This window comes from Winogradskyella pelagia (genome assembly GCF_017581965.1).
In the GTDB taxonomy this organism is placed as follows: Bacteria; Bacteroidota; Bacteroidia; order Flavobacteriales; family Flavobacteriaceae; genus Winogradskyella; species Winogradskyella pelagia.
Genome location: NZ_JAGEVF010000011.1, coordinates 134,249 through 150,025, shown reverse-complemented (window position 1 = coordinate 150,025; position 15,777 = coordinate 134,249). Strand labels below are relative to the sequence as shown.

Here is a 15,777-nt window from a genome sequence, read left to right as displayed (position 1 = left end):
GACGTAACGGGCCAGATTACGGTCGACTGTGCCAACACGGACCCTAACAACCCGACGCCTACAGTGGCGGTCTTCGAGGTCCAGGGGGCAGAGCTTAGTATTGATAATTCGATTAGTCAGAATAATGAAGTTTTAACGGCTAATGAAAGTGGGCCAGGAATAACATATCAATGGATTGATTGTAACAATGGAAATGCACCACTTCCAAATGAAACTAATCAGTCCTTTACAGCTACAATCAATGGAAGTTATGCCGTTATAATTTCTAATACGGCTTGTGCTACGTCAGTAACATCAGATTGTGTAAATATTGATTCACTTAGTATAAATGATGTGCCAGATAATTTTGAAGTACAGTTTTATCCAAATCCAGTAGAAAGTGATTTAAATATCCAATTTGGTAGTACGCATGCACAAGTAGATATTGAAGTGTATTCGTTATTGGGTCAGAAAGTGTCAACTGTCAGTTTAGAAAATAGTTCTAATCACCAGCTCGACCTATCAGAATTACCTGGCGGAAGCTATATTCTAAGAATAATTGCTGATGGGAATACCATCACTAAAACCATATTAAAACACTAATAATTTATGTCGCACCATTTATTGAATGGTGCGACTTTTTAATTAAAAATACTATGAAAAAACTATTTACACTCTTAAGTGTTTTATTCATAATTGGAATTTCAGAATCACAAAACACCTTACAGGAAGGTTTTGAATCTTGGCCTCCACAAGACTGGGAATTTTATGTCTTAGGCCAAGCATTCGATGGTTGGAGAGATGATTTTAATGGTAATGCCAATACAGGATCTGGCTCGGCCTATTCGAGTATAAGTAATGAGCAAGCGGATAATTGGATGGTATCACCTGCAATAAATGTGGTAAATAACTCCTATCAATTGAAATTTTGGGAAATTCATAGTAATACTGAATTCTATGATAAAGCAACTGTATTGATTTCTACAGGCAGTTCCAATCCTAATGATGGTGAATTTGTGGAAGTATTCGAATCCAATAGTTTAAACGATATTTCATGGGAAGAACGAACAATTGATTTAATTGGTTATACTGGACAAACAATCCATGTGGCCTTTAGACATGAAGGTACTTTTCATGCGTGGAATATAGACGATGTTTCAGTATCCCCACCTAATTTTACCGATGCTGGATTTGTTGGATTTTCAAGTCCTATTGGCGTATCAGAGAATCCTGCAATCCTTCCTGTAATAGTTCAGTTAAAGAATTACGGCCAGACAGTAATTAATGAAGTTTCTATTCCATGGGAAGTTAATGGAGTTGCGCAAACGACATTTACTGATAATACGCTTGTAATTTTACCGGGGGAAACGGAAAGTATTGCCTTAGGGAATTTCAATTTTGATGCCATAGGGTCCTATGACATTACTGCTGGTTTAGTCCTTACAGATGATTTTGATGATAGTAATAACGACGTTCAAACGAGCTTTGATATTTCACCGATAAGAGATGGTGGAATTGTAGAAATTACACCAGTTGGTTTGGTTCCCATAAATGGAACTATTGATGTCAAGGTTGCGGTTGAGAATTTTGGGTCAAACCCAATAGATATAGCTGAGATCACTTGGGAAGTTAATGGTGTTTCACAAAACCCTTTTACAAGTTCCAGTTTAAATATCCTTCCAGGAGAAACAAAGACAATTACGATAGGCACATTTAATTTTCCAGAAGGGATAAATACCATTACAGCGACCTTAGATGCATTTGGAGATAATAACCCTAATAATGATAGTTTTACATCTTCTGTTTCTAACAGCGTCTTTTTTGAGAGTTTTGAAGGTCCCAAATTTCCACCAGAAGGTTGGAGTATGAATTTTGGGACGTTGGATGATATTAATTTTGACACGCCTGTTGATGGCGATTTTTATTATGTTTCCGCGGTCGATAATAATTTCTTCGGAGAGATTTCAGATACCTTGTACACTCCATTGCTGAATATTGAGAACGGTGATATTTTTAGGTTTTATATTAAAACATCTCAATTTTTTTCGGCCAATCATACCTTAGTTTACAAGGACGGTACAACTGGCCAGGTTAACACTATAGCAACTATTGCTAATAGTTCAAATTCAAATTGGGCCTTGAGGGAAATTGATATTTCTGCTGCTGCAGGTATTAACCAAATAGGAATAGTATCAACTTCGACAGGTGGTTATGGCGAATCTAAATTTGATTTGTTCACCTCTGATGCGGAACTACATCAATTTAATAATGATTTAAGGATAATCAATAGCGATATTTATTTTTTAGCTAGACAAAATACTAGTGAACGTTTTGAATGTACTATTAGAAATGCAGGGTCACTTCCGGTTTTAGGAACGGATTATACGGTAAAACTAATGGAAGCACCTGGCATTGAATTAGCTTCTGTTTCAGGAGTAAATCTAAGTAGTTGGGAGTATGGAACCATCACTATAGATTATACCTTTACTGAGCTAGCTGATAAGCGTTTATATTTTGAAATTGACTATTCGCAGGATGAAAATACGTCTGATAATACAACTTATTTCCAGACTAATGTCAGTATAGTACCTAATACAGTTGTTTTAAATAGTATTGGAAGTCCTAATCAACGCGGTTTCATACCTTTTACTCCTAACGGAAATACCAATACTCTTGGAGAAGATGATTTAGCAGAGACTCTGTACTATAACGAAGAGTTCAGTACCCCAGGAATGGCATATGGAATGGCTTATAAATATGATAACCTGTTACCTTCTGAAAAGGTAACTACATACCCATTGCAGGTATGGATTGCACAATCCAATTTGGATAATTTAGATAATGGTTGGACACCTACCGAAGAACTCGTATTGGTTTTTGATGGTGAGGTTGAGTTTTTGCCTGGTAATAATCGAGATTTATATATTCCCTTCAATCAGCCTGTAATGATTAATGGGATAGAAGATGTAGTGGTAAGAACCTTTCAGTATGACCCTGAATGGCCGCCAGCGATTTTTAGATTTCTAACTGCTGATATTACATCCGGACCAACTCGAACAATAGGTGCATTTGATGTCTTCCAATTAAATCCTTTGAGTCCTCCTGATTTCTGGGGTCCAACGAGTGATGTAGCCTTTACGAGATTTGTTATTGATCCTGCATCATCAAATTCTATATTAACAGGTACAGTAACGGATAGTAATACGGCATTACCCATTGAAAATGCAACAATTTCAATATTGGGATCTAGTATTTCGGCGCAAACAGATTCTAACGGTAATTATACTTTTCCGAGTTTACCGTATGGTATCTATGAAATTACAGTAAGCCAAATAGGGTATGCAGCACAAACAATAAATTTAGAATTAAACAGCGCAAACCAAGTTCAGGATTTTGTGTTGGTGCCGTTAGCAGAGGTTTCTATTTTCGGAACCGTTTATGGTAGTAACGATTTATCGACACCGTTAAGTCAAGTTGATGTAGTTCTAACCGAGGATGGTAATGTCATTCAGACAGTTACAACGGATTCTAATGGAGTATTTATATTTCCAGATACATTTGAAGATACTGCCTATGAGGTTGCGACCACACTATATGGCTATTTTACAAGAACTGTTTCAGCTACACCTGGAAATTCGGATTTAAACTTAGGCGATATAATTATGGATGAAGAGTTCATAAGTCCTTTTGATGTTATTGTGGATACCTCTGGCAATCCTGATGTTACGTGGAAAACACCTAAACTAAGTGCTAAAGAGAAACTTCAACGCGATACGGATGTCATTTCTAATAGCTATACTAATGAACCTCTCGAAGAGGTTTGGCTAGGAAATGAATTTGAGATTACCGAAATAACTACCATTACAAGTGTTGAGATTAGAACAGATGTTTTTAACCTTGCAGAAGATTTTGTGACCATTGATATTTTTGATGTGGCCACAGAAAACATAATTGCATCAAGTGAGCCATTTCTAATTCTAAATGATTCAACACAGACTATAGAAATTCCAAATATTGTGGTGACAGATAATATCGCTGTAATGGTACATTGGCAAAATAATGTTGAGAGCACAAGTTCCTTGGCAATTGACTTTACACTTCCAAGTGAAGAGGATTCTGCTGTAATTAAATATCCAGGACAACCCATTACGTTGGTGTCTCCATTTCTGGGTGGCGGGACATTTTTTATGGCTTTTCATGTAAGAGTAAATACGCTAACTGATGGTACTCCTACAACCAACAATGAATCCGTTTCTTACAATGTTTATCGAGGTCTTGCAAGTGAGTTTCCTGATATTACTAACTGGGATCAAATAAACACTGGTCCTGTGTCCGACCTTTCATTTGAAGATATAGATTTAAGTATGATTGACACCAATGAACTATATAGGTATGCTGTGGAAACTGTATATAATGAAGGTGAATCTGAGCTTACATTCTCTGGTGAAGTTTTGGGTCAAGAAATATTGAGTATTACTGATGTGGATTTACTTCAGAAAAATATTTTTTTATATCCTAATCCAGCAGAGGATGATTTAACTCTTGAACTTTTATCAAACTTTCAGGTAGATCAGCCTATTGAGATATTCGATACCTTAGGTAAAAGAGTACTAACAGTAAGTCCGGAAGAGATTTTTAACGGCTACCTAAACACTAATGTTAGCTCTTTGCCAAGTGGAGTGTATTTTGTAAAGTTGTCTATAAACGGAACAGCTGTAAATAAGAAATTTATTAAGAAATAGTATCCCTGATTAATAGCGAAAAGAGGTTTCCAATTATTTGGAAGCCTTTTTTTTTGCATTTTACTTTTAAACTCAAACAACTCGTTATATTAATCACTTCATTAGCTATCTGATTACAGTCAGAAGTATTCCCTTTTTAACCGCAGTGAGTTATTAACTATCTCGGTTATTTTTATTTTTGCAACACCATAACAGATAATTTCACTAATAAATTTTTTGGAATTGGTATCCAAAACGGTAAAACCTTAGGAAATTGAGGTAGACTGTAGCGTTTGGCCTAAAATCTAGGCGCAAGCTTTATCTACACTATAGATAACCGCTATGTCAAAAAGTCTTGTGACACACACAATACCGTGAAAGCAATGCCTTATTTTCATTACGAGACCTTCGACGATTTCTTAGAAAATTCACCCAAGGGGGCGCCATTAGTTGATGCTGAAATTACAGTCACGGCTGTAGATTTGGAGACCTTTCACCATCAAGGCGCTTCGTATATTTATTGGATGCAGAAGATCATGGTTTACCTAAACAAGCCATTGAAAAGAGTCGTTTTTTGGTAAAATTTAAATCTCAAGTCTTTCAAAATGTTTATATTAACTGTAACATTGTTATGTGTGATTTCCAATTGATTAAGCCAAGGTCATAAGGGTTTGATGACATTTTGAAATTGTCTCGATGTCATAATATATTAACCTTCAAAATGATTTCATATGAAACCACTAGTACTTTTTTCTATTGCCTCAATACTTTCGTTCTTAACATCTGCACAGACGGGAATTTCTGTTCCTGAAATGTCCCATTGTGATTCTCAGATCACTAACTTTATGAACACCTTTGATATTCCAGGCCTAACCATGGCTTTGGCAAAAGATGGGAAATTAGTCTATTCTAGAGGCTTTGGTAATGCGGACTTAAACTTAACTGAGGTGACTCAACCGCATCATATGTTTAGAATAGCTAGTGTATCAAAACCAATCACCTCAATTGGGATTATGAAAATGGTGGAGAACGGCAGTATTGATTTAAATGATAAGGTTTTTGGAACTGGAGGGCTTTTAGAAAACCATTGGTATTTTACACAAGCAAACATAACAGATACAAGGGTTTACGACATTACAGTTCAAAACTTATTAGAACACACTGCTGGGTGGGATAGAAATGTTAATTGCTTTCCGAGTCCAACAGCACCATACCCTTGGTACTTTAGTGGTTGTGATCCAATTGTTGCGCCGTTACATATTTCAGATACTTTTGGGGAAACGTATCCGGTTAGGGAGGAGCACTTAATACGATATGTACTAGAAAAGACTTTAAATTATGAGCCGGGTACAACCTATGCTTACTCAAATATGGGTTATTTAGTGCTGAGCGAAATCATAGAGGAAGTGTCAGGTATGGATTACGAGTCTTGGATGCAGCAAGAAATTTTTCATCCTTTAGGTATTTTTGATATGTACATTGGTAAAAATAGACAAGATGAAAGGCGTGAACGTGAGGGGGAATATGTGGGTAATGGTTATACAACCCTAGATCTTTATGGCTCTGGTAATGTAGTACCTTGGGAGTATGGTGGATTTAGCATAGAAGCAATGGATGGTCATGGAGGTTGGATTGCTACAGCAAGGGACCTAGCGAGATTATTGGTTGCTGTAGACGGGTTTTCAACAAAGCCAGATATTTTATCAGCATCAACAATTTCTACAATGACTACACCTTCAGGCGCAGCCAGCTATTATGCAAAGGGTTGGAGTGTAAACGCTGCAAATAATTGGTGGCATTCTGGTGCTGTTGATGGTACGGCAAGTTATTTTGTGCGTACCAGTGGTGGCTATACATGGGCCATAATATTAAATAAGCGCGCAGTAGGATCTAATTCTAATGCATTTTGGGGTGCATTAGATGGCTTGGGATGGAATTGTATCTCTGGAACCGCAACATTTCCTAGTCACGATTTAATGGAATGGCCATCGGTTAATGCATCAAATCTACAAGCTTCTAATATTACGCAAAACACTATGGAATTATCTTGGATCAATGGAAATGGAACTTCGCGACTAGTTGTGGCAAAAGAATTGACCTCTGCCATGAATACCAATAGTAACTTTGATTCTTATCCACTAGATGGGACCGATTATGCTGCAAATTCTACTTTTGGACTTGGAGATAATCTTGGTGACGGTACTTTTGTAATTTATAATGGAACGGAATCAACTACAATTGTAAATGGTTTAATCGAAGGCACTGATTATGTTTTTAGAGTTTACGAATACAACAAGAATACTACGACAGGCAACAACGCACTATATCTATTGGGCAATTCTGAAGAACTGATTCAGAATACCAATGCTTTGAGTATAGGGGATGCTAACATAGAAAATTTTGTAGATGTTTACCCATCGATTACAGACGATGTTGTTAATGTTGAATTTAAAAATAATATTGGAACTGTTCAGTATTCTGTTTATGATATCATGGGTAAATTACTTCTAAAAGGCGTTTTAGAAAACGCTTTTAATACTTTAGAAACTGGTAAACTTAATTCTGGTATGTATATCTTAAAATTAGATTTTGCAGCCTCCAATGCGTCCTACAGATTTATCAAGAAATAAAGATGTTTATAAAGAGTATTTAATAGGGGGTTTATAAACCCCCCTTTTTTTGTGGTTAGATTTCATAGAAACTATATTTCAATTCGATAGAATGTTTTTTGTCTCTGAAGAAATTTGTAGAACAAGAATATTTTGCCAAATCTCAATTCGATTATGGAAATTAGTAAAAAGGGATACGGTTTTAACTAATATTTTGAGTAATACAGATTGTTGAGATAATCGTCTTTGTTCGGAATTAACGTTTTAAAAACGTGAATATGAGAAGTTTTTTTTTGTTAAAGCTTCTGTGCTCAAAAAATTCAGTACACAAAAGTATCAACGATTTATTAATCTAATACCGGCAAAAACAATAATAACTATAAGTAACCCAAGGAGCCAATATAGCTGATTAGAACTATTAATTTCTATGGGCGAAACATCGCCAATTAAAACTAGGCCAGCCCAATACTGAGGAGCTAAAGTTCTACCCTGAGAAGTGGATATGTATTTTAGTTTGGCTTGCTGTAGGGCTTTATCTTTAGGTAGTCCGTTATTAAGATAATCATAGAAATATTCAATTATTTGGGCGCTTGATTTTTCGTCAATTTTCCATAAACTGGTTAAAATACTTTCACTACCTGCATAATTAAATGCATGAGCTAAGGATATCATGCCCTCACCGGGCTGATAAGTTGGCTTACCAGTTTCGCAAGCTGTGAGGATCGCGAGGTTAGACGATAAATCTTGATTATAGATTTCATACGTATACAATGAATTATTATCATCGGGATTTTCTTTAGCAAAAATGAGTCTCGAAAATTCAGGACTTACATTATCAGATTCGGCATGGGTTCCAATGTGAATGATTTTGTGTTCTTTCGCTTTGGCAGTAAAAACAGCTTTAGACGCCTTTTCATTCAAAAAAGAACTACCATCGAAAATCCTAGAATACTGGTTGGCAAGTTCTTTGGCGAAAGGTTGGGGCAATAGCTTTAAATACGAATAATCGAGGTTAATAGAATCCTTAATTCCAATTTTATATTCCGTTTTCATATCATCACTAAATTCAGGTGCAAAGGCTATAAAATTGGAGTCGTAACCTATAGGTTGACTGTCCTTTTCTAATAAATGAAAACTGTAATTATAAGAAATAAGGTATTTAGATAATAAACTAGTATTAACCAGTTCGGTGTTAGTATTACATTTTTCCGCTGTTAATAATTCAAAGCTTAGATTGAATAAATTCTCATCTGGTATGATTACGATATTCTCCGTGTTTAAGTCGTTTTCAAAAGGTTGCCAGAGAGCACTATACAATTTATGTAAAGTTTTAAAGGGTGGTTGCAGTGTCTCTAGTTTTTTGTTAAGTATGAAAATATCGTCCGATATAGTTTTATCTGCTAGTTGGTACACTTTAATATCTGACTCAGTGATAATCAAAGCTAGGAGATTATCTTCCAAATAAATGTATCTAACAATGGTTGTGTTTTTGGGAATTTTAGAAGTTATATTTCCTAAATCTTCGATTATAGAGGCATATCTCAAGTCATAATAATCTGGATATTCTTGTTTTAGCTCCCTTAAAAAGCTATTCCATTCCTTCTCTTTAGTTACAAATGCATTAAAGTCTCTATCTTCGGATAATGCGCTATTGAGTTTTGATTTTAGTTGAGATTCTTTTTCAATTACTTCTGCTGGTAGCTTAGCGGTAAGGTTAGCTGATTTAGAATTTAATCTTGTTCTAATTTTGTGGTAAACCATAGATTCATGGTAAGCTAAAAGCTTTTCCATATAACTTATGTCGTTCGTAATTTCAAATAAGTTGAGACAAATTCTTTTAGCAATTTTAAAAAGCTCAACATTATCCTGAATTAATATTGCCGTAGAAGATTCACTACTTAAAATGCTCTTTTTTCGCTCTAATAAAACGAGTCCTTCATCGATAAGTTCTAACTGACGATTTAATTCTGCTTCATCATTGTTAGATGAGAGATTAAAAAGGGTCTTTATCTTAAGTAGTATTGCAGAAATTTTATTGCTTTCTACCTGTAGTTTATTGAGTTTGCTATTTTTTGCAAGCTCATTAGAATTAAGAAGGTTTATCGCTTGGTCGGTATAGCCTAAACTCTCTTCATAATTCTCTAATTTATAATTTATATCAGCAAGATTTAAAAGCTGGTAATACTCTAATAATGTTTTTCTTCCTTGATTTTTTCTAATATAAGTTAAGGCACTCTCAGCCATATTAAGAGCCAAATCCGCATCACCATATAAGGCATAAAAGTTTGAGGAATTGATAATGAAGTCTAGATAAACTTCATCATAATAATCCCCTAGTGAGATTTCATAATTAGTCTTAGCCAATGCCAAATAAAATTTTGTTGAATCTCTATGCCTCACTAAGTTTTTCAACATAGCCTTGTGGTAATAGGCATCACCGAGCCAATATGTATAGTCTCCAGGATTTGCCTTAAAAGAAGCTATACCCTCATCAAGATATTGTTCTGCTGAATTATAGTTGTGAAGCGAGGATTCTATCTGGCCAAGCAATACTAAGCTCTTAGCAATTTCTGGACTATCAGAATCAAAAAAATCACGTTTCTGTCTGTAAGACAACATTAAAAGTTGCTTAGCCTTTTTGTAGTCGCCCATATCCTTGTAAAGCCCGCCGTAGTTATCTATGGCCTGAAATAAGAATTGAGAAGCATGATTACGTCTCGTTTCGCTAATGTCTTCCTTCAGAAAACTATTTAGATATTTCACTGTATTTTGCATCGCCATAAGTGATCCATCCATATCACCTTGAATACTATAAATACCACCAATATTATTATTTAAAGACGCTGCACGGTAATATTTGTTCCAAGGGGTTTGTTCTAACGTTTTTAACACCTTTTCGGCCTTTTTATAGTAGTAAACGGCACTATCAAATTTTGAAGAATACCACATCATCGCACCTAAAGAATTATAACTAATGTAGTAACTATCTGGATCTGCTTCCGAATCAGAATTAAGAGATTCTAACGCGTCTTGATGATACCTAGCTGCAGTTGCAATATCACCAAGTCTAGAAGAATATACACCAAGATTGCTTTGAACAAGAGCTAAATCCTGTCCTTTGGCATTTGGCATCTGCTTTGTTAGCTCTAGTGCTTTGATGTTAAATTGCCTCGCGGTCTCCGAGTCGTTTATAGATTCGTAAAAACTACCAGTCTCCAGGGCCAGTTGCCTTAACACTTTTAAGTTGGTGGTTTTATTATAGATGTTTTCCGTTAAATCATTTACAGTTTTAATGGCACTAGATTTACCGTTAATTTTAAATTCAATACGTCCAAGATAATAAGCGTAGTCTGTTAGTTGATAAAAACTATTTTCACTAATTAATGAATCTATTTTTTTATTGGCAATGGCTTTAGCGATATTAAACTCCTCATTTTTCATGAGTTTATCTATGCTGGTTAAGTCCTTTTTATGCTGATTTTGACCAAATCCTAAAAACCAAATGCATAGAAATGCTTTTAATAGTAATAATGTTTTAGCATTTAAACGTAACATATTAATCAAGTTGCTCTATTATTTCTTTAACTTGGGGTAATTGTGATTGTTTTAGGGCTTTAATAGCCAATGTTTTATTTCCATTTTTAAGATGTGCCAATCCTAAATAATATAATGCTTCCTCTCTAAAAGTAGAACCACTTTGTTCTGTTGTTTTTTCAAGATATTTAATCGCATTTTCAATGCTATCGCTGGCCAGAAATGCAGAACCTAAAAAGTAGTTCAACGTATCATTATCTTGTTTTTGTTTTGCCAAATCTTTCCAACCACTTATGGCTTCAGTATATTTACCCTGTTTATAAGAGACCATGGCTTTGTTAAATTCGTACATGGTATTACCACCCATGTTTGTTGGTAATCCGGGATCAACGGTGTAATAGGCGTTGTACAGTTTATCCGTAGCATTTTCGCCTAACCAAAAATAACTTCCCGCGGCAATGATAATAACAGCAGCTACAGCTAAAGGTCGCCACCAAGGTTTATTATTTAGACTTTTTGTAGTCGTACTTCGCGACTTCTGCTCTAAGTCTTCATGGAATACATCAAGTTCATTTTTTAATGCCTGACTTTCAATACCAGCAATTATGGTTTTTACGGTGTCTACTTTAGTTTTAAAAATAGGATTCTTCTCAATTTGCTCCAGTACTTGTTGAGTTGTAGCTGCATCAAGATTATCATTTAGATATTGTTCTATAAGTTCAAATTCGGATTGCGATATGTTATACTTCTCATCCATTGCTATTAATTTTCGTTTAGGGCAATTTGCTTCAGTTTTTGCATACACCTATATTTTTTATTTCTGGTTGAAGCCGAGTCTATGCTAAGTTCTTCAGCAATAATATTCATCGGTCTCTTCTCAAAATAAAACATACGTAATAAGCTTCTGCATGCCTCACCTAATTTGTTAAAGGCTTGCATTACATCTTGTAATCGTTGGTTTTTTAAAATGTCATCATCAATACCATTATTTTCTTCTTCTGAAATCTCATAATTTGGAATTTGAGATGTTACAATCGTTTTTTTGAAGCCTTGGGAGCGTAATACATCCATCCATTTGTTTTTTGCAATGGTGTAGAGATAGCCATTTATAGAAGATTCAGTTTTTGGTATAAATTTATCTTGCTTTATATTCTGCCAAAGTGCTAAAAAAGCCTCTTGATAGACGTCCTTTGCTTGGTCTTTAGTACCACTGTTTTTTAAAACCAATAATTCAATTTTTGGATAATTCGTCACATACAACTGCTTTAAACCTAAAGAGTCATTTTGCTTAATGGCAGTGATGAGAGGCTGCCCCATTGAAATTGTTGGTTTCTCTTGCATTTTTTATTAAATATAAGAGAATACCTTGAGTTTTCAAACCTTAAATAATAAACACGATTTATTTTGGACCATAAATTATGTTATTAGATAACCTTGGATTTATCAATGAATTAATACCTTAAAAGTTTAAAAACCTTAGTTTTTGTGTATTAAATTAGAATAATCCAGAAATTTCACCAGAATCGCTGATGTCAATCCCTTCAGAAGCTGGATGTGCCGGAAGACCAGGCATCCGCATTATTTCTCCGGTAATTGGAATTAAAAATCCGGCACCAGAAGCAATCTCAATCTCCCTTACAGTGATAATAAAGTCCTTTGGGCGGCCTAATAAATTTGGGTTGTCTGATAAAGACTTTTGAGTTTTGGCAACACAAATCGGAAGGTTCTCAAGTCCTAAGGCTTTAATCTGTTTGAGATGTCGTTTAGCGGTAGAGTTATAATCTACATGTTCAGCACCATATATTTTTTGAGCTATGGTCTCAATTTTAGTTTCAATGGGCATATCCCAATTATAAAGTGGTTTAAACTTAGTTTTACAAGTTTCTGCAACCTCAATGATATGTTTTGCTAAGTCAATAGCTCCTTTACCGCCTTTAGCCCAAACGTTTGCTACTGCAACACGTACATTTTTAATCTTAGCCAAATCCTTTATCATTTGAATTTCTTCTTTGGTATCTGTCTTAAACTTGTTAATGGCAATAATAGGAGTGACTCTAAAACGTTGAATATTCTCCAGGTGTTTTTCTAAATTAGGAAGCCCTAAACGCAATGCATCAATATTTGGTTGGTCTAATGATTTTAAATCTGCACCACCATGATATTTTAACGCTCTAATCGTAGTAGTTAACACTACCGCCTTTGGAGAAAGGTTTGCGCTTTGGCATTTAATATCAAAAAACTTTTCTGCTCCTAAATCAAATCCGAAACCAGCTTCTGTAACTGTATAGTCAGAATAGGTCATTCCCATTAATGTCCCTATAACTGAGTTGGTACCTTGAGCAATATTAGCAAAAGGGCCACCATGTATTATGGCAGGATTGCCTTCCATGGTTTGTACTAAATTGGGTTTAATAGCATGCTGTAATAATGTAGCCATGGCACCAGCAACCTTTAAATCTCTGGCAAAAATGGGTTTTTTTGAAAAAGTATAGCCAATAAAAATATTACCTAAACGTTTTTTTAAATCTCCAAGATCTTTAGAGATACATAAAATTGCCATGATTTCAGAAGCGGCGGTAATATCAAAACCCGTCTCTCTTGGAATACCAGAAGTGGTTCCTCCAAGCCCAACTATAATGCGCCTAAGAGAGCGGTCGTTCATATCTATAACCCGCTTCCAAGTAATAGTTCTTGGATCTAGACCTAAGGAATTGGTTTTGCTTTGAATATTGTTGTCAATTATTGCGGCAAGAAGATTATGGGCTTTTTCAATACCTGAAAAATCTCCTGTAAAATGTAAATTGATATCTTCTAATGGTAGTACTTGAGAATAACCACCTCCTGTGGCTCCACCTTTTATACCAAAAACAGGACCTAAAGAGGGCTCTCTTAGAACCACAGTAGTTTTTTTATGGAGTTGGTTAAGTGCTTCAGATAATCCTATGGAAATAGTCGTTTTGCCCTCTCCGGCAGGTGTTGGTGAAATTGCGGATACCAATATGAGATTACTCTGCCGCGCTTTGTTTCTATTGATGCACGATAATGGTATTTTGGCCTTATCTTTTCCATACATTTCAATGGTGTTTGGGTCAATTCCAAACTTTTTAGCAATTTCTGTAATAGGCTTTAGTGTAACTTTTTTGGCAATCTGAAGATCGGTCATGGTATAACTCAAATAGTTTGAACCCAAATTTAGAGAAACGGTATGGCTTAAAGTGTGATTTTTGTCATATGCATTACAAGAATTAAAATGTTTGTTAGATTAAAGGTTGTAACTTTGTCCTAAATAAAAAGTCCAAATGCACAAAGCTGGTTTTGTAAATATTATCGGGAATCCAAATGTTGGTAAGTCAACATTGATGAATGCTTTTGTGGGCGAAAAGTTATCTATTATTACATCAAAGGCGCAAACAACACGCCACAGAATCCTTGGCATTGTTAATGGTGATGATTTTCAAATGATTTTGAGTGACACACCTGGAATTATTAAACCGGCTTATGAGCTACAACAGTCTATGATGGATTTTGTAAAATCTGCTTTTGAAGATGCTGATGTATTGGTGTATATGGTTGAAATTGGAGAAAAGGAATTGAAGGATGATGCGTTCTTCAAAAGAATTACTAACTCTAAAATACCCATTCTTTTATTACTAAATAAAATTGATACTTCTAACCAAGAACAACTAGAAGAGCAGGCAGAATTATGGCAGAAAAAAGTACCTAACGCAGAATTCTATCCTATTTCTGCATTGAACGGTTTTAATGTTCAGAATGTATTTCAACGGATTGTAGAGTTGTTACCGGAATCACCAGCCTTTTATCCAAAAGACCAGTTGACGGATAAGCCTGAACGTTTTTTTGTCAATGAGGCTATAAGGGAAAAAATATTAATTCATTATAAAAAAGAGATTCCTTATTCAGTAGAAGTTGATACTGAAGAGTTTTTTGAGGAAGACCACATCATTAGAATGCGGAGTGTTATAATGGTAGAGCGCGATTCTCAAAAAGGCATTATCATAGGTCATAAAGGTGAAGCGATAAAGCGTGTTGGCATTGAAGCCAGAAAAGACTTGGAAAAATTTTTTGGTAAACAAGTGCATCTAGAGCTTTATGTAAAGGTGAATAAAAATTGGCGCTCTAATGCTAAGCAACTTAAAAGATTTGGCTACAATCAAAAACAGTAACAAAGCCTAATCAATGTCGTAGACAAGTTTCATTGTAATACTAGCTGTCTTCTTTTTAGATGCGGTATTGAACGTTCCGCCCCAAGAATAATCTTCGCTAGAATTTTGCCCTGTGATTTGAAAAATACCCATTTTGGCTGATTTTAGCGTACCGAGTTTACTCCCAGAATTACTTGCGATATTTTCTGCTCTTGAGTGTGCATCTGATGTGGCTTTAGATATCATTTCAATTTTAAGATCAGCCAGTTGAGTGTAATAATATCGTGGCGCATTAGAATAGAAATTAATTCCTTTGTTTAGTAGTTCGGTAATTTCCCTAGATATTTTCTCAATGGTTTCAACATTTTTTGATTCAACTTTAAGAGATTGAGTTAAGATGTAACCGAGAAATTCTTGTCCAATATACTTACCATCACTAGAGTACTTGTTTTTTTGATTTTTTGTGCTTGTAACGGCATTAAATACTAATTCTGAATCTTGAACACCCTTACTTTTTAAATACTCTGCGATGATTTTTTTAGATTTTTCTAATTCATCGTAGGCCTCTTTTAAATTTGTAGCTTCCGCACTAAAGGAACCCTCCCAAACAATAAGGTCCGACGTAAAATTAGAGGTTCCTAGGCCTGTCACTGAGATTTCACCATTGGTTTCATTTCGGTTGATTACTGCATGTCCTAAAATATAGGCAGCTACAACTATAGCTATACTGAATAAAACAGAGTTTATATTTTTCTTCATAATAAAGGAATT

Annotated in this window: 9 protein-coding genes and 1 pseudogene; 5 read left to right on the top strand and 5 right to left on the bottom strand. The window is 35.1% G+C overall.

The features are described from left to right. The 4 genes and pseudogenes from J4050_RS13390 to J4050_RS13380 form a co-directional block, all read left to right on the top strand. A partial coding sequence (locus J4050_RS13390; RefSeq protein ID WP_208155099.1) for a T9SS type A sorting domain-containing protein occupies positions 1-582 on the top strand: 582 nt, incomplete at its 5' end. Between the two features lie 53 nt (positions 583-635). Further along, positions 636-4,721 carry a T9SS-dependent choice-of-anchor J family protein gene (locus J4050_RS13385; protein WP_208155098.1) on the top strand — a complete coding sequence of 1,362 codons (4,086 nt, stop codon included), beginning with the start codon at positions 636-638 and terminating at the stop codon, positions 4,719-4,721. 188 nt (positions 4,722-4,909) lie between these two features. Further along, positions 4,910-5,367: pseudogene (locus J4050_RS15340) on the top strand (TrmH family RNA methyltransferase). 64 nt (positions 5,368-5,431) lie between these two features. Continuing rightward, the gene (locus J4050_RS13380; RefSeq protein ID WP_208155097.1) at positions 5,432-7,330 is read left to right on the top strand and encodes a serine hydrolase; all 1,899 of its coding nucleotides are present in this window, start codon (positions 5,432-5,434) and stop codon (positions 7,328-7,330) included. Positions 7,331-7,645: 315 nt separating this feature from the next. Here the strand turns inward: J4050_RS13380 and J4050_RS13375 are convergent, their stop codons facing one another. The 4 genes from J4050_RS13375 to J4050_RS13360 form a co-directional block, all read right to left on the bottom strand. Further along, entirely contained in the window at positions 7,646-10,864 is a 3,219-nt protein-coding gene (locus J4050_RS13375) for a CHAT domain-containing protein (protein WP_208155096.1), read from the bottom strand. A gap of 1 nt (position 10,865) precedes the next feature. After that, a complete protein-coding gene (locus J4050_RS13370; protein ID WP_208155095.1) occupies positions 10,866-11,600 on the bottom strand; it encodes a tetratricopeptide repeat protein in 735 nt (244 codons plus the stop codon). Positions 11,601-11,605: 5 nt separating this feature from the next. Then, positions 11,606-12,184, bottom strand: a complete 579-nt coding sequence (locus J4050_RS13365) for an RNA polymerase sigma factor (RefSeq protein WP_208155094.1) — start codon at positions 12,182-12,184, stop codon at positions 11,606-11,608. A 154-nt stretch (positions 12,185-12,338) separates the two neighbouring features. Continuing rightward, complete coding sequence (locus tag J4050_RS13360; RefSeq protein WP_208155093.1) at positions 12,339-14,006, bottom strand: formate--tetrahydrofolate ligase; 1,668 nt, start codon at positions 14,004-14,006, stop codon at positions 12,339-12,341. A 136-nt stretch (positions 14,007-14,142) separates the two neighbouring features. Between J4050_RS13360 and era the strand changes: the two genes are divergently transcribed. Next, a complete protein-coding gene (gene era / locus J4050_RS13355) occupies positions 14,143-15,027 on the top strand; it encodes a GTPase Era (RefSeq protein WP_208155092.1) in 885 nt (294 codons plus the stop codon). 6 nt (positions 15,028-15,033) lie between these two features. Here era and J4050_RS13350 read toward each other — a convergent pair whose 3' ends face one another. Then, positions 15,034-15,765 carry an SIMPL domain-containing protein gene (locus J4050_RS13350; protein ID WP_208155091.1) on the bottom strand — a complete coding sequence of 244 codons (732 nt, stop codon included), beginning with the start codon at positions 15,763-15,765 and terminating at the stop codon, positions 15,034-15,036. Positions 15,766-15,777 lie beyond the last annotated feature (12 nt).

Excerpts from the sequence above, each read along its gene's own strand:
- J4050_RS13370 (WP_208155095.1), bottom strand. The coding sequence starts at position 11,600 with ATGGATGAGAAGTATAACATATCGCAATCCGAATTTGAACTTATAGAA.
- J4050_RS13380 (WP_208155097.1), top strand. The coding sequence starts at position 5,432 with ATGAAACCACTAGTACTTTTTTCTATTGCCTCAATACTTTCGTTCTTA.
- J4050_RS13375 (WP_208155096.1), bottom strand. The coding sequence starts at position 10,864 with ATGTTACGTTTAAATGCTAAAACATTATTACTATTAAAAGCATTTCTA.
- era (WP_208155092.1), top strand. The coding sequence starts at position 14,143 with ATGCACAAAGCTGGTTTTGTAAATATTATCGGGAATCCAAATGTTGGT.
- J4050_RS13350 (WP_208155091.1), bottom strand. The coding sequence starts at position 15,765 with ATGAAGAAAAATATAAACTCTGTTTTATTCAGTATAGCTATAGTTGTA.
- J4050_RS13365 (WP_208155094.1), bottom strand. The coding sequence starts at position 12,184 with ATGCAAGAGAAACCAACAATTTCAATGGGGCAGCCTCTCATCACTGCC.
- J4050_RS13360 (WP_208155093.1), bottom strand. The coding sequence starts at position 14,006 with ATGACCGATCTTCAGATTGCCAAAAAAGTTACACTAAAGCCTATTACA.
- J4050_RS13385 (WP_208155098.1), top strand. The coding sequence starts at position 636 with ATGAAAAAACTATTTACACTCTTAAGTGTTTTATTCATAATTGGAATT.